Raw genomic sequence first — 17002 nt, forward strand, 5'->3', positions numbered from 1 at the left:
TGATGACAGGGCAGCCGGCCCCGACCACGCAGATAGCCCCGGTCATCACTCGCTTGGAAGACCAAGTTTCGTTACGCCGAGTGCTTGGAAGTCAACCGCCGGCCGCATTGACGATCTGACCCGCACCCGCCGGTGTTCCGGGTGAAGCGCAATCGGCACCAGGGCCGCCCGGGCAAGAAATCAGATGTCCCGCCCCAGCCCGCGAAAGTCACGCGGCGGAAAGGGCGCCTCGATAACGCCCGATCTCCACCGCCGGCATGGGCCGGGGAGGCGCCGCCGCAGCCGATCAGCGCGGGCGGCGACAGCGGCGGCGGCGACCCGATCGTGAGGTCGCCGCCGCCGATATTCGGTCAGCTTCCGTAGACGCCGAACTCCCAGAGCGAGTAGCCGTACTGGGTGGTGCGCTGGGTGCCGTTCATCCGCACGTACCGTCCCGAACCGGAGACCGTGAGGGTCTGGTTGCCGCCGGTCCCGGCGGTCGTGGCATAGATGGTGGTCCAGTTGGTGCCGTCGGCCGAGGTCTGGACCTGGAACGCCTTGGCCGCGGCCGCCTCCCAGTTGAGGTTGACCGAGGTGATGGTGTGGGTGGCGCCCAGGTCGACCTGGAGCCACTGCGGGTCGGTGAACGTCGATGACCAGCGGGTGCCGGCGTTGCCGTCGGTCGCCGCCGAGGCCGGGAACGCGGTGGTGTTCTCGGACGACGTGGCGGTGGTCGGCCGGCCCTGCGAGAGCAGCGTGTTGCCGGGCGGCGGGGTGGTGGTGCCGCCGCCGTCGGTGCTCCAGACCTTCAGGTCGTAGAGCGAGTAGCCGTACTGCGACTGGCGGGCGGTGCCGTTGACCCGCACGTAGCGGGCGGTGCCGCCGACCGGCGCGTCGATGTGTTCGCTGGTGCCGTTGGTGTTGGTGTACGCCGTGGCCCAGTTGGTGCCGTCGGTCGAGGTCTGGATCTGGTACGCCTTGGCCGCCGACGCCTCCCAGTTCAGCGAGACGTGGTTGAGGTTGTAGTTCCGGCCCAGGTCGACCTGCACCCACTGCGGGTCGCTGAAGCCGCTCGACCAGCGCGTGGCCTGGTCGTTGTCGGTCACGTTGGACGCGGAGAACTGGGCGCTCTCGCTCGACGACGAGGTGGCCGTCCTGCCGGCGGCGACGTTGCTGCCCCAGCCCGACTGGCCGGCCGGGGCCTTGTTGTAGACGGCGAGGTAGTCGATGTCGAGGTGGCCGCCGGAGACGGTGCCCGCGGTGGGACCGCCGCCGAACGCGGCCGGGAACTGCCCGCCGATCGCCAGGTCGTAGATCGGCGTGAAGTTGTGGTGGATCGCGTTGTTCCAGGTGGTGGCGTCCACCTGGCTGGAGTTGATGGTGAAGATGTTGGTGTCGTCGAGGTAGTACCGGATCTGCTCGGGGCGCACCGAACGGTCGATCTCCACCGCGTACTTGTGGAAGCCGGACTTGCAACCGGCGCAGGCCCTCTCGCCGGAGCCGATGCCGGTGTATTCGTTGCACGGGTTGGGCGCGGGCGCGAGCCCGCCGCAGTGCAGCGTCGAGAAGAGCGAGTCGTGGCCGTTGATGTTCTCCATGACGTCGATCTCGCCCGAGCCGGGCCAGGGGATGCCGACACGCAGCGGCGAGCCGACCATCCAGTAGGCGGGCCAGTAGCCGAGTCCGTTGGCGGTGTTGACGTCGGGTTGTTTGAGCACCGATTCGATGCGTACGACGCCGCCGTCGGGGGCGCCGAACCCGTCGGCCTGGGTTTCGACCCGGCCCGACGTCCAGCCCGAGTTGGGGTCGGTGCCGGTGTGAAGCGCTTTCAGGACCAGGTGGCCCTGGCCGTCCTGGTAGACGTTGGCGGTGCTGGTCGTGGTCGTCTCGATCTCACCGGTGCCGAAGTTGGCGCCGGCGCCGGCGTCGTAGCGCCAGACGCCGGTGTCGAGCCCGGTGCCGGCCGCGCCGTTGAAGTCGTCGGACCAGGTCAGCGCGAAGCCGGCGGGTGCCGGTGGCACGGCCGCGTTCGCAGCGGCGGAGGGGATGAACTGGGTTGCCGTGGCCGCGCCGAGAATCAGCGCGGCCAGGCCGGCCCTGAGCCGTTTGGACATGGGGGTCACCTCAAGGGGGATGAAAGAAACCCGAGCGCTGGGGAAGCGCTTTCTCACCCTCTCCTTGGAACGTGTCGCTGTCAAGAAATCCGGAACCGGGATCAGTGGCCCGTCGCGCCAAAACAGGACCGACGGCATCGCCAGGAATATCCCGGTCGCCAGCGCCGCCGCGCCGGTCGCCCGCAGCGCGCGGCGGCGCCACACCCGGCGGCGCCCCGATCCGACCAGATCCTCCACGGTGAGCCGGATCGCCGGTACCTCCACCGCGTCCAGCCGTTCCCGCAGTTCCTGCTCCTCCATCACGAGCGCTTCCTTTCCGCGGAGACCGCTTCCATCAGTTCGCGAAGGGTGGCGAGGCCGCGCGAGCACTGGCTCTTGACGTTGCCGGCCGAGCGCCCGAGCGCCTCGGCCGTCTGCTCGACCGACAGGTCTCTGAGGTACCGCAACACGATCACCGCGCGCTGGCCCTTCGGCAGTGCACGCAACGCGGTGAGCAACTCGTCCCGGTCCTCGAGGCCGCTCGCCGGTTCGGCCGCGGGCCGGTCGGGGAGGTCGCCCAACTGCACGGCCGCGGCGGGAAAGGTTGCACGGTTCATCCGAGCGGTTGGTGTACACGTCCGACTGCGGACACTTTGCTTCCGCGAACGCGTGAGCCGACTCACAGTCAGCAGATGACTACACCGACTCCGCGTCCGAGCCGCTACGGCTGGGTTCCTGATCTCCCCGACCACCGTGACCACATCTTCAACGCGCCGGCCCCCGTGCTCGGCACGCTCCCGCCAAGCGTCGACCTGCGCCCGCAATGTCCGTCCACCGTCTACGACCAGGGCCGGCTGGGCAGCTGCACGGCCAACGCGATCGGCGCGGCCTTCGAGTTCGACCTACTGAAGCAGGGGTTGGCCGACTTCATGCCGTCGCGATTATTCATCTACTACAACGAGCGGGTCATCCTGGACACCGTCGACAGCGACAGCGGCGCGATGATCCGCGACGGCATCAAGAGCGTCAACAAGCAGGGCGTCTGCGCCGAGGACGACTGGAAGTACGACATCGAGCGGTTCACCGAGAAGCCCGCCCCGTCGTGCTACCAGTCGGCGCTCGACAACCAGGCACTGGCCTACAAGCGCATCCCGCAGAGCCTCAACCAGCTGCGCGGCTGCCTGGCCAACGGCTACCCGTTCGTCTTCGGCTTCACGGTCTACGAGAGCTTCGAGAGCGCCGAGGTCGCCCGGACCGGCGACGCACCGCTGCCCGGTGCGAGCGAGGCGGTGCTGGGCGGGCACGCGGTGCTGGCCGTCGGCTACGACGACGCGACCGCGCGGTTCTCGGTCCGTAACTCGTGGGGGCCGGACTGGGGCAACGGCGGCTACTTCACGCTGCCGTACGCCTATCTGACCGACCGTGGACTGGCGTCCGACTTCTGGACGATCTCTCAGGTCGAGTAAGGGATTTTGATGGTGACCTCGGTCGGCCCACCGGCCGGGCTCACGATTCTCAGGGTGCCGTCGACCGCCTCCAGGCGGTCGGCGATGCCCCGCAGGCCGCTGCCCCCGCCCGCCTTCGCTCCCCCGCGGCCGTTGTCGCCGACCGTGATCCGGTCACCGTCGAAGATCACCTGCGCGGACGTCGCGCCGCTGTGCTTGACCACGTTGCTCAAGGCCTCGGCGACGGCGAAATAGGCGGCGGTCTCGGCCGCCGCCGCCAGCGGCGACGGCGGTTCCCCGGTCACGGTCACCGGGACGGCGAGATCCAGGGCCAGGGCGCGTACGGCGTCCCCGAGCCCCCGATCGGCCAGCACCGGCGGATGGATGCTGTGCATGACTGCCCGCAGATCGTCGAGGGCCGCCACCGCGGTCGTGCGCGCCTCCTCCAGCAGCCGCTCGGCGGTGTCCGGGTCGCGGCGCAACAGGTCGCCCGCGAGCCCGAGGCTGAGCGCCAGCGACACCATCCGGGCCTGCGCACCGTCGTGCAGGTCGCGCTCGACCCGCTTCAACTCGGCCACCTGCCGGTCCAGGGCGGTACTTCGCGACCGGGTCAGCGTGCCGACCCGGGCCACCAGTTCCTGCTCGCGACGGCCGGGCGGACGCCGGTACATCAGGTAGTGGAAGGTGAAGATCGCCGAGGTCGCGAGCATCATCCACATCGGCCAGAAGTAGCCACCGCCGCTGAGCGCCCAGGACGCCAGGTCGACCGCGACGAGGAGGCCGCCCGCGGCCGCGTCGAGGGCGAGCCAGCGTTTCCGGCCCTCCGGGCGCAACGCCTTGCCGATGAGGTAAACGGCCGCGGCCACGGTCAGAAGTCCGAAGTAGACCCAGCGGGGCCAGAAGTAGCCATGGGTGATCGTCGCCCACGCCAGCGTGGCCGCCGCACCGAGCACGACCGCCACCGCGACGGCTGTTCGCCGGGTCATGCGGCCACCTTGCTCCTGCTCCGATACGCGATGTTCCGGAGCGCGATCTCGGCCGGCCCCCGGTAGCCCGCGGCGCTCATCCGGTTGGCCGCCACACACGACACGGTCCACACCGCCAGCGCGGCGAACAGCGCCCACCAGGTGCTGCCGCCCAGGTCGAGGGCCCACGGCGAGAACAGGGCCAGCCACGCCACCGACTGGAACAGATAGCCGCTCAGCGACCGCTGCCCGAGCGCCACCACCGGGGCGACCAGGCGGGACCTCGCGTTCAGGCGGATTGCGAGCAGGCCGAACAGGGCGACGTAGCCGACACCGCCGTACTCGCCGGTGACGTCGTGGAGCAGGCTCATGAGCTGGACGCTACCGGCGTCCACCCGCAGCCATCCGGCCGACACCAGACCGTAGGGCAGACCGCCGGCGATCGAGATCGCGAAGCCCGCGACGGCGGCGCGGCGCAGCAGCGTACGGTGGGCGGCCGGCTCCTCCAGGAGCCGCCGCCGCGCCGCCCAGATGCCCAGCCAGACGATGACGATGAACGGGATCACCGTCGCGGTGTGCAGCGGCCACTCGTGCAGGCGGTCGATGAGCGAGGCGCGGTAGCCCGGCGCGGCGAGCGACGGGTTGGGGCTGTTGGTCAGCACCGCGTTTCCCGGGTGGACTTTGAAGACCATCACGATGGTCAGGACGACCGCTTCGACGGTCTGCAGACCCCAGAGCCACAGGATCAGGCGGTGGAACCGGTCGCTGCGACGCAGCAACAGCAGGGTGCAGATCACCCCGACAATCCCGTACGCGCCGAGAAAGTCCCCGAAGTACAGAAGCGTGGCGTGCACCAACCCGAACCCGATGAGCGCGACGTTGCGACGCAGCAGGGTCCTCCGGTCGTACCGCCGCGCCATCTGCACCAGCCCGTAGCCGAACATGATCGCGAACACCGGATAGGCCCGGCTGTTGACGAAGAGGCTCATCAGCAGGTTGACGACCCGCTGCGGCCCGTGCGGTGTGCCATCGAGGCCGGGCTGCCCGGCGAAGGCGAAATTGGCCGCGTTGGCGAACGCGATGAACAACAGCATGGAGCCGCGGAGGAGGTCGGGGGCGAGGGACCGCTCATATCGCTTCATGCCGTTGAGCCTGGCCGTACCGCCGTTCCGTCACGAGAAGGCTGGAACCCGTCTCGCGGTGGTACTAGTACCCCTCCAGGTATTTCAGAACCGCCAGCACCCGCCGGTTGTCGTCGTCGGACGACTGCAGGCCGAGCTTGGCGAAAATGCTGTTGGTGTGCTTGGCAACCGCCTTCTCGGTGATGAACAGCGCGGTGCCGATCGCCGCGTTGGACCGGCCCTGAGCCATCTGCGCCAGCACCTCCCGCTCCCGCGGCGTGAGCTGCCCCAGCTCGTGGCGGTCGAGCAGCTTCGCCACGACGGTCGGGTCGAGCGCCGTGCCGCCGGCGGCCACCCGCTTGACCGCGTCGATGAACTCGCCGACGTTGGACACGCGGTCCTTCAACAGGTAGCCGATGCCGCCCCGCTGGTCGGCCAGCAGCTCGCGGGCGTAGAGCCGCTCGACGTACTGCGAGAGCACCAGCACCGGCAGGCCGGCCACTTCCCGGCGGGCGGCGAGGGCGGCCTTGAGCCCTTCGTCGGTGAAGGTGGGCGGCAGCCGCACGTCGACGACGGCGACGTCGGGCTTGCGGTCGAGGAGCTCCCGGAGCAGCTCAGGCCCGCTGCCGACGGCCGCGACGACCTCGAACCCGTACGCCTCGAGCATCCGGATGAGCCCGTCCCGCAGCAGCGCCAGGTCTTCACCGACAACAACTCGCACCGGGCCACGCTATCCGACTTCGTCCGATCCATCGAGCTCGGGAAGATGCGGTCAGCCGGATCGAGGACAGCTAGCGCAGCGATGCCGGCTCGGGGGCCCCGGTCAGCCAGCGCTGCGCATAGTCCGCCGCCGGCACCGGCCGCGAATACAGATATCCCTGCCCGAACCGATAGCCCATGGAGCGCAACACCTCCGCCTGCTCCGCCGTCTCGATGCCTTCCGCAACCGTCGACAGATTCAGGGTGGCCGCGATTTGGCTGACCGCCCGCGCCACCGCGCGCGGCCGCGAAGCCGTGGTCACGTTCTCGACGAACGAGCGGTCGAGCTTCAGCCCGGTCATCGGGCAGGTCAGGATCAGGCCCAGCGACGAGGCGGCCGTACCGAAGTCGTCGAGGGCGAGTGTGACGCCCAGCTCGCGCAACGCGTACAGGGTTTCGATCGCCACCGCGTCGTCGAGGAGGGCCGTCTCGGTGACCTCGATGATGAGGCTGGGGCCGGGCAGGCCGGTGTCGAGTAGCGCCTGGCGCACTTCGGCGGCGAAGCCGGGTTCGCGGAGTTGGCGTCCCGCCACGTTGACCCCGATCCGCATGCTTCCGGCCGCCGGGTGGGCGAGCCGCCACGAAGCCAGCTGCTCCAGGGCGGACCGCAGAACCCAGCGTCCGATCGGCACGATCAGGCCGCTCTCCTCGGCGATCGGGATGAACTCCGACGGCGGCACTGTGCCGACGTCCGGCCCGGCGTCCCACCGCAGCAACGTTTCCGCGCCGGTCGACGTGCCCGTCTCGAGGTGGACGATCGGCTGGTAGACGAGGCTGAACTGCTCGGCGTTCAGGGCCTCCTTCAGACGCGCGGCCAGCTCGGCGGTGCGGCGGATGCGGTGGCCGAGTGACGGGGTGTAGCGCACCCACGTGGCCCGGCCCTGGTCCTTGGCCGCGTACATCGCGATGTCGGCGTTGGTCAGGAGTTCCGCCATGTCGCTGCCGAAGGCGACCCCGATGCTGCACTGCACCACCACCGCGTCCTGATGCATGAGGGCCACCGGCCGGGCCAGCTGAGCCAGGATCCGTTCGGCGACGGCGTCGGCTTCGAGAACGGTCGCGCCGGGCAGCAGCACGGCGAATTCGTCGCCGCCGAGGCGGGCGACGAACTTCTTTTCCGGTACGGCGGTGCGCAGGCGGGCCGCGACCTCGACCAGCAGCGCGTCCCCGGCCGCGTGACCCATCGTGTCGTTGACCGTCTTGAAGTGGTCGAGGTCGACCAGCACCAGCGCGGCCGGCCCGTCCGCCAGCGAGGCGGCCAGCGAGTCGTGGAAGTGGGCGCGGTTGGCCAGTTTGGTCAGGCCGTCGTAGAGGGCCTGGTCGCGCAGCCGGGTCTCCTGCCGGCGCAGTTCGTCGAGGAGGGCCGCGTTGTCCTGGAAGGAGACGAGCTGCCGGGCCACGACGAGGGCGACCACCGCGATCGCGCCGAGGACCGCGACCCACAGCCGCGTGGAGGCTCCGGCGGGCAGCGTGATGACGAGGGCGGCGAAGACGGCGCTGACCGCCGCGTACGGGGCGAAGCTGTAAGGCTTCCGCCGCCGTGACCCGAACGGGTTTCTGGCCCGGCGCGTGAGCGCCTGCTGGATCCGCGGGCCGCAGACGAGCAGCGGGGAGGCGAGAACCGGCGTGTACAGCACCCAACCGGTGGGCGGGACGGCCAGCCCGGCGCAGAGCACCACGACCGCCGCCGTCATCGGCAGGGCGGCCAGCCGGTGCATGGGCGCGTTGCCGGACAGCACCATCTTGACCGCGGCGAACGACGTCACCGCGGCGACCATCGCGGCCGCCCGCGTGACCGCCCCGCCGTCGGCGAAGCACCAGGCCACGACGCCGCCGCCGACGAGCACGGTGGCCGAGTCGAGCCAGCGGGCCAGGCGGACCCGGCCGCGCTGGTCGGCCGCCGGGTGCACGAGCATGACGATCGTCACCGCGAGCTGGGCGACGGCCGTGAACGCCGACTGCACCGGCCCGGCGACCGCCGTCACACCTGACGCGCCGGTCCACAACTGGATCGCCTGCACGGTGTCTCCGACCAGGCACAGACTCATCGCCGCGGCGAGCACCCGCCAGAACCGCCGGACCGGCCCGACGGCCGCCCGCTGCACCTGCCAGGAACCCCACACGCAGGCCAGATCGAGCGGCGGCTGCGTCGTCCAGAGCACGCGCGGATCGCCGTGGAAGCTCAGCAGCAGTGCCACCGTGAGGACCGACCACAGCCCGAGCGCCCACAGCAGGGGGTCACGGCGAAGGGTCACCTATGTTGAGTCGGCACCCGCCGGCTACTCCTGAGTAATTGCCTTATGACAACAGCAGGTCGGTCAGACCGAACACCGGCCCGGACGCGGGAAGCTGAGGCGTGAAGGACGGCTGGAGGCTCAGGTAGGAAGCCGGGTCGGCGCGCAGCAGCCCGATCAGCACCTCGGCGACGATCCGTCCGCCGACCGGGCCGAGCCGGTTGCCGTCCTCGAACTGCTCGGCCTCCTTCAGGATGTAGTACCAGAGCGGCGTACCGCGGTCCCAGCCGCCCGCGACCGCAGGCGCCCCGATCGCCGCCGCGACCTGTTCGCCGCTGGGCAGCCCGGTCGTGTCGCCGCGCAGCAGATCCCGCACCGCCAGCGACTGGTACGCCGTCGTGTCGACCGTCCCGGTCACCTGATGCGGCAACCCGATCAGGCTGGCCGGGAGCTTGCCGTCGAGCCGCTTGGCGCGCTGCGCGGGCGGACGCCCCGGCACGTCGAAGATCTGGGCGAGGTCGAGCCACCGGCCGTCCGGGACCGGGCCGAAGCCGACCAGGTCGGGGAAGAGCGGGACGGCCGGGCCGCCCTCGACGAGGCGGTAGCTGTGCCGGATCTGGCCGTGCCCGTACCGGTAGGCCGCGTCAGCGAACTCGAGCGGGATGAACGCCTGCATCGGCTCCGGCGCGAACCACGTGCCGCCCTTGGTCAGCACCTCGTCGACCAGGTCGGCGCCGACCAGCCGGGGCAGGAAGTCGTGCACCACGACCCACTGGTAGTGCCAGGTCAGCATGATGCGGGCACGGTCGAACACGTCCGCCTCGGGCGTACCCTGCGCCCGCAGCCAGTCGACGATGCGGTTGTGCGCGTGCAGCAGCGCGACGTGCAGGCTGAGCACGAAGAAGTGGACGTCGTTGCGCGGGTCGCCGATCAGTGCCACGCCCTGCTGGTTGCGGGGCACGTCGTGGCCGCCGGCCGAGAAGAGGAACTTGGCCGGGTCGTCGACGTCGAACAGATAGGCCGAGCCGACCGGGCCGTCCGAGTAGAGCATCTCCAGGTTGAGCTTGGGGCTGCGGGCGTTGCGCAGCGCCTCCGGGTCGATGCCGACCCCGATCGGCGAGCGGTCGGCGGTGATGTCGTGGGCGACGATCTGCCCGAACAGCGGCCATCCGGCTGCCTCGGTGGCGTCGGCGGCGTCGGCGCCCTCGGCCGGGTCGAAGCAGATGCCACCGGGACTGCCGGCCCGCATCAGCAGGGCCGGGTCCTGGCTCAGCGGGCCCAGACCGGCGAACATGCGGCCGTAGCGAGCCGGACCGGTCGGGTGGTCGACGGCTCGGACCAGGCTGAGGCAGTTGATCATTTCTCCTCCTTGACGCGTCACTCAACAAAGACCGGACAAGGCGCCGGGACGTGACGTCACAAATGCGGGCGCTGCCTTGTCTAAGCCTTCGAACCGAACCTCACGGAAGGCAGAACACCATGAAGATCGCTGTCATCGGCGGAACCGGGCTCATCGGCTCGCAGGTCGTCAAGATCCTGAACGCGGCCGGGCACGAGGCGGTCCCGCAGTCGCCGTCCACCGGGCTCGACCTGCTCAGCGGCCAGGGCCTGGACGAGGCCCTCGAGGGCGCCGACGTCGTGGCCAACCTCAGCAACTCGCCGACCTTCGACGACGCCTCGCCCGCCTTCTTCCGGACGACCATGGACAACCTGATCGGTGCGGCCGCCAAGCACGGCGTCGGCAACGTGGTGATCCTGTCCATCGTCGGCGCCGAACTGGTGCCCGACCTGGTCTACTACCAGGCCAAGGTGCTGCAGGAGGACCTCCTCAAGGCCGGCCCGGTCCCGTGGTCGATCGTCCGGGCGACCCAGTTCTTCGAGTTCATGCCGTCGGTCATGACGTGGGTCGCGGACGAGAACGGCGTACACCTGCCGGCCACCCCCATCCAGCCGATGGCCTCGGCCGAGGTCGCCGCCCAGGTGGCCGACGTCTGCGCCGGCCCGGCGCTGAACGGCACCCGCAACATCGCCGGGCCGGAGGTTTTCCGCCTCGACGAGCTCGGCAAAATCATTCTGGCCGCGCAGGGCGATCACCGCCCGGTGGTCACCGACGACACGGCCGGCATGTTCGCGGCCGCGCCGGGCGACGCGCTGATCGCCAAGGAGGGCGCGGTCATCACCTCCACGACGTTCCGCGATTGGCTGGCGTCGCGCCGATAACCGACAGCAACTCCAGCTTCTCGTGGCTCCCGCTGCCCGGTGTGGCGTTATAGACCACGAGAAGCTGGGTCGCGTCCGGATCGACCAGCCGCTGGCAGTCCAGCTCCAGCCGCCCGGCCTCCGGGCGCACGATCCGCTTCGGCCCGGGTGGGCGAACCACCGCGTTAATCCTTTGTGGACACTCGCGTCACCGCCGCATCCTGGAGCACCTCTGCCCAGGTTGATGTGGCCGGTGTCGGCCGACCGCTGCAGCGTGGCAAATCCGGCCAGCCGGAACACGTGATCCCGCCGCGCCCAGCATCTGCTCCGACGGTGCGGGGCCGCGCGGCGCAGCTCGGTCGGCGGCTCCGCAGATCCTCCGCTAGGCTCGCGCGGTCGTGTATTCCCACAGTTTCGCCGCCTCTTCCTCGTCCCGTACACGGCGATAGATCGCCAGCTCGGCCGGCCCGCCGGTGAACTGCCCGAACCCGTCCGGCCCGTAGAGCCGCCCGCCCCGGGCGTCCGGCGCGGCCGCGGCGTAGAGGATCGGCACCGCACCCTGCTCGACGTGGTGCACGAACACACCCCAGCGGGCCAGGCGCGTCATCAGCGCCTCGTGCGGGGCCGGCCGGTCGCGCCCCAGGTTGGGCCCGGCGGCGTAAAGCCCGGTCAGCGTGGTGCCCGGGTGCGCGGCGTTGCTGACGATCCCCCACCCCGCGGCCCGGCTCCGGCGGTCGAGCTCCAGCGCGAACATCAGGTCGGCCAGCTTGGACTGCCCGTACGCTCGCACGGCCGAATATTTCCGGTCGCCCTGAAGGTCGGCCCAGTTCAGCCTGGCCGTACGGGCGGCGCTGCTGGTCACCGTGGTCACCCGCGCCCGCCCCTCGCGCAGCAGCGGCAACAGGTGCACGGTCAGCGCGAAATGCCCGACATAGTTGGTGCCGAACTGCAGCTCCAGCCCGTCCGCCGTGGTGTGCCGGGTGGCGGGCGCCATCACGCCGCCGTTGTTGACCAGCAGGTGGATCGGCCACCCCTCGTCGCCGAGCCGGTCCCCCAGCTCGGCCACCGACTTCAGCGAGGCCAGATCCAGCCGCCGAACCGACACCTCGGCCCCGGGCACCACGTCACGGATGCGTTCCAGCGCGGCCGCCCCCTTGGCCTCGTCCCGCACGGCCAGCAGCACCTCGGCGCCGGCATCCGCGAGGCGGGTGGCCAGTTCCAGCCCGAGGCCGCCGCTGGCGCCGGTGACCAGCGCACGGCGTCCACGAAGGTCGAGGTCGGTCGGCAGGGTCACTCTTCGGACGTCATCTCCCAATCGGACGGTGTTACCCAACGCTGCCGCGGCCCCCCGCCGGCCAACCATGGTCTGCCGATACAGGGCTCCGCGGCACTTTCCCGGCCGCGCCGACAACGCACCAGACGGTCCCGGCACGACACAGCGCGGCCCACCCGCGACGCCGCGAGACTTCAAGCGCGGCGCCGCCAGACCTCAGGCCCGGCACCGCCGAAGTCGAGGCAGCTGGAGTTCAGGGGTGATGCCAGCGGGCCAGCTTGGGCGGGCTGACGACGATCCAGAGGACCAGCACGTGGGTGCCGGTCACCTGCACGGCGACCACGGCGAGGGCCCGGCCGCCGCGGCGCAGCGCCAGGCCGGCGCGGCCGTTGACCGACTCGACGGTCAGGTCGGCGCCGGGGCGGCCGCAGAGAAGGACCTCGCAGAGGCGGCCGACGTCACCGCGCCCGTGCGCGGGGATCGGACCCGGGGCACCGCCGTCGCAGAGGGCGACGACCTCCGGGTGCAGGAGCGCGGCGACGTCGCCGGCGCGGCAGGCTTCCGCGAACCTCCGCACGACGTCGTCATGCGGATCGGGCATGCTCGGTCGGGACCACTTCCTTGTCGAGCGGCTCCGCCCCGGCGCCGTCCTTCGACAGCCCCGGCGGGGCACCGACATCCAACGAACGCCGCCCCACAGCGGCCTCCGACGGCACCGGCGAGACGTCGGCACCTGGCGTCACCATCCCACCAGGCACAACCGACGGTGTCGGCGAGGCGGTGGCCTCCGGCGGGGCCGGCGAGGCGGTGGCCTCCGACGGCGCCGGCGAGGCGGTGGCCTCCGACGGCGCGGGCGAGGCGGTGGCGTCCGATGGGGCGGGCGAGGCGGTGGCGTCCGATGGGGCGGGCTCGCCGGCCGTCACGAAGGCGCGTCGTGGGTGCTGCACGGAGGCCAGCGAGACGATGTCGCGGCCGAACAGTAGCGCCGTCAGCCAGACTGCCAGCACCCGGACCTTTCGCTCCCAGCTCGGCACCGCCAGCACGTGGTAGCCGCGGTGCATCAGCCAGGCCGGGAAGCCCTTGATGACGATGCCGTGGAACTGGAAGATGCCGCGGCCGAGGCCGAGCGTGGCGACCGTGCCGAGGCTGTGGTGCTTGTACTGCTTGAGCGGCCGGCCGCGCAACGACGCGACGATGTTGCCGGCCAGCAGCTTGCCCTGGCGTACGGCGTGCTGCGCGTTGGGCACCGTGGCCGCGCCCGGCGAGGGGGCCGCCAGGTCGGGCACCGCGGCGTCGTCGCCCGCACCCCAGGCGTCGGCGACCGGCGCCGAGGGTGTGCCCACCCGCAGATCGGCCCGCACGGTCAACATGCCGCGCGCGTCGATCGGCAGGTCGGTGTGGCTGCGGACCATCGGGTTGGCGCCGTTGCCCACGGTCCAGACTATGAGGCCGGAGTCGAAGGCCTCGCCGGTGGAGAGCCTGACGTGTCCGTCGCGCGCCGATTCCACCTGCGCATTGAGGTGTACGCGGCCGCCGCGCTTCTCGAGCGCACGGACCACCCACCGGCCGGGGCCGTCGGTGACCTCGGGCAGTATGCGGTCGCGGGCCTCGACCAGGTGGAAGTCGAGTTCGGCCGGGTCGATCTCGGGGTATCGCCGGGTCAGTGCGGCGGCCAGCGACAGCAGCTCGCCGAAGCCTTCGACGCCGGAGAAGCCGCCGCCCACGAAGGTGACGGTGAGCAGCCGTTGACGGGCGGGCCCGGGCGGGAGCATCGACGCCCGGTCGAAGTTGGTCAGCAGGCGGTCGCGGATCGCCACCGCTTCCTCGACGTGTTTCATGCCGATCGCCTGTTCGGCCACGCCGGGAATCGGGATCGTGCGGGTCACCGCGCCCGCGGTCACCACGATGATGTCGTATCTCAGGTCGAAGGGCGGGCCCGCCGACGGGTGCACGGTGGCCGTCCGATGCGCGTGGTCGACCTTCACGACCGTACCGGAAATGAGCCGTGACCGGCGTAGGTGCCGTCTCTGAGAGACGGCGGCGTGCCGCGCTTCGACCGAGCCGGCGAGCACCTCGGGCAGGAAGGGCTGATAGGTCATGTAGGGCCGCGGGTCGACCACGACCACCTCGGCCTCGTCGCGCCGGAGCTTCTTCTCCAGTTTCCAGGCCGTGTAGAAACCGGCGTAGCCGCCGCCGACAACGAGAATGGTCTTCACACGGCATAAGACAAGACAGGGTGCCGGATTGTGACGCCTCCGGGTCAGGAGAGCTGTGCCAGTTTTTCGGGAACGACCATCCAGAGCACCCGGTCGATGCGGGACTCCGATCCGGTGACCGTGATCACGCCGATGAATTCGCCGTTCTTGCGCATGACGGCCGCGGTCCCGCCGTTGGCGGAGGCCCAACTGATCTCGACGCCGTCCCAGTACCAGCCGGAGATCGCGGTGAAGAACTTCGCCACCCGCTCCGGCCCGACCACCGGCGTGCGGGCCACCCGGATCGCGCCGTTGCCGTCGGACACGCTCTGCACGTCGGCCGCGAACAGCGCCTCGAGGCCGGCCATGTCGCCGCTGCGGGCCGCCGCGATGAACCGCGTGAGGAGTTCCTTCTGCTCGTCGGCCGCCACCGGGGTGCGCCGGTCGCCGGCCACGTGCTTGCGGGCCCGGCTGACCAGCTGCCGCACCGCCGGCTCGGTCGACTGAAGGATGTCGGCGATCTGCCCGTACGGGTAGTCGAACGCCTCCCGGAGGACATAGGCCGCCCGCTCGTTCGGGGTCAGCTTCTCCATCAGGAGCAGGGCGGCGAACTCCAGCGCCTCACCCCGTTCGGCGCCCAGGTAGGGGTCGGCGGAGGTGTCGACCGGCTCGGGCAGCCACGGGCCGATGTAGGTTTCGCGGCGCACGCGGGCCGACTGCAGCTCGTTGATCGCCAGCCGGGTCGTGGTCGTGGCCAGGAAGGCTCCCGGGTTCTTGACCTGGCTGCGGTCGGTGGCCTGCCAGCGCAGCCAGACCTCCTGCAGCAGGTCCTCGGCCTCGCTGGCGCTGCTCAGCATGCGGTAGGCGATCCCGAAGAGCCGGGGTCGCAGGCCCTGGAACACCGCCGTCGCCTCGTCGAGATCCGTCACCGCCCCATCGTGGCGCACGAGTCCCCATTTACCAATCCGCCGATGACCTCGTCACAGATTCGGCCGCTGTCCGGTCACCCCTGCATGCAGCTCTTCGAACCCACCCTCGAACCGGCGGCCCAGGCGTTCGCGGACGCCACCGCCAAGCCCCCGTTCCTCTACGAACTCGGCCCGGAACGCGCCCGTCAGGTGCTCGACGACGTACAGGCCGCGCCGATCGGCAAGGCCGAGGTCCAGGAAAAATGGATCACGGTGCCGGTCGATGTCGGCGACGTCCGGGTCAGAATCCTCAAACCGGTGGGTGCGGCCACCGGGCCGCTTCCGGTCATCCTGTACGTCCATGGCGGCGGCTGGATTCTCGGCAACTCGGGCACCCACGACCGTCTCGTCCGCGAACTGACCGCCGGCACCGGCGCCGCGCTCGTGTTCGTGGAGTACGACCGTTCCCCCGAGGCGCGCTATCCGGTCGCGGTCGAGCAGGCGTACGCGACCGCGCAGTGGATCGCCCGCGAAGGCGGGGCGGAGGGCCTCGACGCCGCCCGCATGGTCGTGGCCGGGGATTCGGTCGGCGGCAACATGGCCACGGTCCTGACGATCCTCGCCAAGCAGCGCGGCGACGTCACGTTCCTTCACCAGTCGCTCTACTACCCGGTCACCGACGGCGGGCAGGACACCGGCAGCTACCGCACCTTCGCCGACGGGCCCTACCTGACCGCGGCCGCGATGGCCTGGTTCTGGGACGCCTACCTGCCCGACAAGGCCAAGCGCGACGAGATCACCGCGTCGCCGCTGCGGGCGACGCTCGACGAGCTGTCCGGCCTGCCCGAGACGTTCCTGATCGTCGACGAGAACGACGTCCTGCGCGACGAGGGCGAGGCCTACGGCCGCAAGCTAACGGGCGCGGGCGTACGCGTCACGAGCGCCCGTTACAACGGCACGCTGCACGATTTCATGATGCTCAATCCGGTCCGGGGCACCGCCGCCTCGACCGGCGCCATCGAGCAGGCCATCCACGTCATCCGTAAAGCCCTTTCCCGCTAGGAGTCGACAAATGACCACGGTTGTTCTCGTCCACGGCGCCTTCGCCGAGTCCGCCAGCTGGAACGGTGTCGTCGAGCGGCTGCAGGCCCGCTCGGTCGACGTCGTGGCGGTCGCCAACCCGCTGCGCAGCATCCCCGGCGACGCCGCCTACCTGCGTGACGTCCTCGCCACCATCGACGGCCCGGTCGTGCTCGCCGCCCACTCGTACGGCGGGATGGTCGTCAGCGAGGCCGCCGCCGGCTCGTCGAAGGTCGCCGGCCTGGTCTACGTCTGCGCCTTCGCCCCACTGACCGGGGAGTCGGCGTTCGACCTGTCCAACAAGTTCCCCGGCGGTACGCTCGGCGAGGCGCTGAACGCCTACCCGGTCGGCTCCGGCGGCCAGGAGTTCGCGATCCGCCCCGACGCCTTCCACCACCAGTTCTGCGCCGACGTGCCGGCCGCCACCGCGGCCGTCATGAGCGCCACCCAGCGCCCGGTCACCGCCGAAGCCCTGACCGCCGGCCTGCCCACCACCACGCCGGCCTGGCAGAGCATCCCGTCCTGGTTCGTCTTCAGCGACCAGGACCTCAACATTCCGGTTGCCCTGCACCGGTTCATGGCCGATCGGGCCGGGGCCAAGGGCGTACGGGAAATCGCCGGCGCCTCGCACGCGCTCAGCGTCTCCCGGCCGGAGGCCGTCGCGGCCTCGATCCTCGAGGCCGTCGACGCCTCCTGACCCGTCGTCGGGTCCCCGGCTTCCGGCCGGGGACCCGCACTCCCGGAAGGCCTG

At 70.9% G+C, this 17002-nt stretch carries 16 protein-coding genes; 4 read left to right on the plus strand and 12 right to left on the minus strand.

Translation table 11 applies throughout. From position 1 onward, the window contains the following. Positions 1–350 precede the first annotated feature (350 nt). Positions 351–2393: a discoidin domain-containing protein gene (locus ACIA5C_RS42545; RefSeq protein ID WP_396065885.1), complete on the minus strand. Its 2043-nt coding sequence runs from the start codon at positions 2391–2393 to the stop codon at positions 351–353. Further along, positions 2393–2689 carry a sigma-70 family RNA polymerase sigma factor gene (locus ACIA5C_RS42550; RefSeq protein ID WP_396065809.1) on the minus strand — a complete coding sequence of 99 codons (297 nt, stop codon included), beginning with the start codon at positions 2687–2689 and terminating at the stop codon, positions 2393–2395. The genes ACIA5C_RS42545 and ACIA5C_RS42550 overlap by 1 nt, the downstream gene beginning before the upstream one ends. A gap of 75 nt (positions 2690–2764) precedes the next feature. Between ACIA5C_RS42550 and ACIA5C_RS42555 the strand changes: the two genes are divergently transcribed. Next, positions 2765–3538 carry a C1 family peptidase gene (locus ACIA5C_RS42555; protein ID WP_396065811.1) on the plus strand — a complete coding sequence of 258 codons (774 nt, stop codon included), beginning with the start codon at positions 2765–2767 and terminating at the stop codon, positions 3536–3538. Here ACIA5C_RS42555 and ACIA5C_RS42560 read toward each other — a convergent pair. From ACIA5C_RS42560 to ACIA5C_RS42580, 5 genes are all read right to left on the minus strand, one after another. Beyond that, positions 3526–4503, minus strand: a complete 978-nt coding sequence (locus tag ACIA5C_RS42560; RefSeq protein ID WP_396065813.1) for a sensor histidine kinase — start codon at positions 4501–4503, stop codon at positions 3526–3528. The genes ACIA5C_RS42555 and ACIA5C_RS42560 overlap by 13 nt on opposite strands. Then, entirely contained in the window at positions 4500–5624 is a 1125-nt protein-coding gene (locus ACIA5C_RS42565; protein ID WP_396065815.1) for a DUF418 domain-containing protein, read from the minus strand. Before ACIA5C_RS42565 ends, ACIA5C_RS42560 begins: the two co-directional genes overlap by 4 nt. A gap of 64 nt (positions 5625–5688) precedes the next feature. Next, positions 5689–6324: a LuxR C-terminal-related transcriptional regulator gene (locus ACIA5C_RS42570; RefSeq protein WP_396065817.1), complete on the minus strand. Its 636-nt coding sequence runs from the start codon at positions 6322–6324 to the stop codon at positions 5689–5691. Positions 6325–6394: 70 nt separating this feature from the next. Beyond that, a complete protein-coding gene (locus ACIA5C_RS42575; RefSeq protein ID WP_396065819.1) occupies positions 6395–8617 on the minus strand; it encodes a putative bifunctional diguanylate cyclase/phosphodiesterase in 2223 nt (740 codons plus the stop codon). Between the two features lie 43 nt (positions 8618–8660). Then, positions 8661–9956: a peroxidase family protein gene (locus tag ACIA5C_RS42580; RefSeq protein WP_396065821.1), complete on the minus strand. Its 1296-nt coding sequence runs from the start codon at positions 9954–9956 to the stop codon at positions 8661–8663. 119 nt (positions 9957–10075) lie between these two features. Between ACIA5C_RS42580 and ACIA5C_RS42585 the strand changes: the two genes are divergently transcribed. Continuing rightward, positions 10076–10816 carry an SDR family oxidoreductase gene (locus tag ACIA5C_RS42585; RefSeq protein WP_396065823.1) on the plus strand — a complete coding sequence of 247 codons (741 nt, stop codon included), beginning with the start codon at positions 10076–10078 and terminating at the stop codon, positions 10814–10816. On the opposite strand, the gene ACIA5C_RS42590 is transcribed toward ACIA5C_RS42585, so the two are convergent. From ACIA5C_RS42590 to ACIA5C_RS42610, 5 genes are all read right to left on the minus strand, one after another. Continuing rightward, positions 10773–10976, minus strand: a complete 204-nt coding sequence (locus ACIA5C_RS42590) for a hypothetical protein (RefSeq protein WP_396065825.1) — start codon at positions 10974–10976, stop codon at positions 10773–10775. The genes ACIA5C_RS42585 and ACIA5C_RS42590 overlap by 44 nt on opposite strands. Before the next feature lie 201 nt (positions 10977–11177). Further along, positions 11178–12089 carry an SDR family oxidoreductase gene (locus tag ACIA5C_RS42595; protein ID WP_396065827.1) on the minus strand — a complete coding sequence of 304 codons (912 nt, stop codon included), beginning with the start codon at positions 12087–12089 and terminating at the stop codon, positions 11178–11180. A 232-nt stretch (positions 12090–12321) separates the two neighbouring features. Beyond that, positions 12322–12669, minus strand: coding sequence for a siderophore-interacting protein (locus tag ACIA5C_RS42600; RefSeq protein ID WP_396065829.1), 348 nt, complete (start codon positions 12667–12669; stop codon positions 12322–12324). Next, complete coding sequence (locus ACIA5C_RS42605) at positions 12653–14284, minus strand: FAD-dependent oxidoreductase (RefSeq protein ID WP_396065831.1); 1632 nt, start codon at positions 14282–14284, stop codon at positions 12653–12655. Before ACIA5C_RS42605 ends, ACIA5C_RS42600 begins: the two co-directional genes overlap by 17 nt. 44 nt (positions 14285–14328) lie before the next feature. Further along, positions 14329–15192, minus strand: a complete 864-nt coding sequence (locus ACIA5C_RS42610; RefSeq protein WP_396065833.1) for an RNA polymerase sigma-70 factor — start codon at positions 15190–15192, stop codon at positions 14329–14331. Positions 15193–15234: 42 nt separating this feature from the next. On the opposite strand from ACIA5C_RS42610, the gene ACIA5C_RS42615 reads away from it, so the two are divergent. Then, positions 15235–16233, plus strand: a complete 999-nt coding sequence (locus ACIA5C_RS42615) for an alpha/beta hydrolase (RefSeq protein WP_396065835.1) — start codon at positions 15235–15237, stop codon at positions 16231–16233. Positions 16234–16243: 10 nt separating this feature from the next. Next, positions 16244–16948 (plus strand): alpha/beta fold hydrolase, encoded by a 705-nt coding sequence (locus ACIA5C_RS42620; protein ID WP_396065837.1) that lies wholly within the window; start codon positions 16244–16246, stop codon positions 16946–16948. Positions 16949–17002: the final 54 nt, after the last annotated feature.

The organism is Actinoplanes sp. NPDC051343, assembly GCF_044455125.1.
Classification (GTDB): Bacteria; Actinomycetota; Actinomycetes; order Mycobacteriales; family Micromonosporaceae; genus Actinoplanes.

Coding starts and splice junctions, on each gene's coding strand:
- ACIA5C_RS42550 (WP_396065809.1), bottom strand. CDS start 2,689: ATGAACCGTGCAACCTTTCCCGCCGCGGCCGTGCAGTTGGGCGACCTC.
- ACIA5C_RS42600 (WP_396065829.1), bottom strand. CDS start 12,669: ATGCCCGATCCGCATGACGACGTCGTGCGGAGGTTCGCGGAAGCCTGC.
- ACIA5C_RS42560 (WP_396065813.1), bottom strand. CDS start 4,503: ATGACCCGGCGAACAGCCGTCGCGGTGGCGGTCGTGCTCGGTGCGGCG.
- ACIA5C_RS42545 (WP_396065885.1), bottom strand. CDS start 2,393: ATGGAGGAGCAGGAACTGCGGGAACGGCTGGACGCGGTGGAGGTACCG.
- ACIA5C_RS42580 (WP_396065821.1), bottom strand. CDS start 9,956: ATGATCAACTGCCTCAGCCTGGTCCGAGCCGTCGACCACCCGACCGGT.
- ACIA5C_RS42555 (WP_396065811.1), top strand. CDS start 2,765: ATGACTACACCGACTCCGCGTCCGAGCCGCTACGGCTGGGTTCCTGAT.
- ACIA5C_RS42565 (WP_396065815.1), bottom strand. CDS start 5,624: ATGAAGCGATATGAGCGGTCCCTCGCCCCCGACCTCCTCCGCGGCTCC.
- ACIA5C_RS42585 (WP_396065823.1), top strand. CDS start 10,076: ATGAAGATCGCTGTCATCGGCGGAACCGGGCTCATCGGCTCGCAGGTC.
- ACIA5C_RS42615 (WP_396065835.1), top strand. CDS start 15,235: ATGACCTCGTCACAGATTCGGCCGCTGTCCGGTCACCCCTGCATGCAG.
- ACIA5C_RS42620 (WP_396065837.1), top strand. CDS start 16,244: ATGACCACGGTTGTTCTCGTCCACGGCGCCTTCGCCGAGTCCGCCAGC.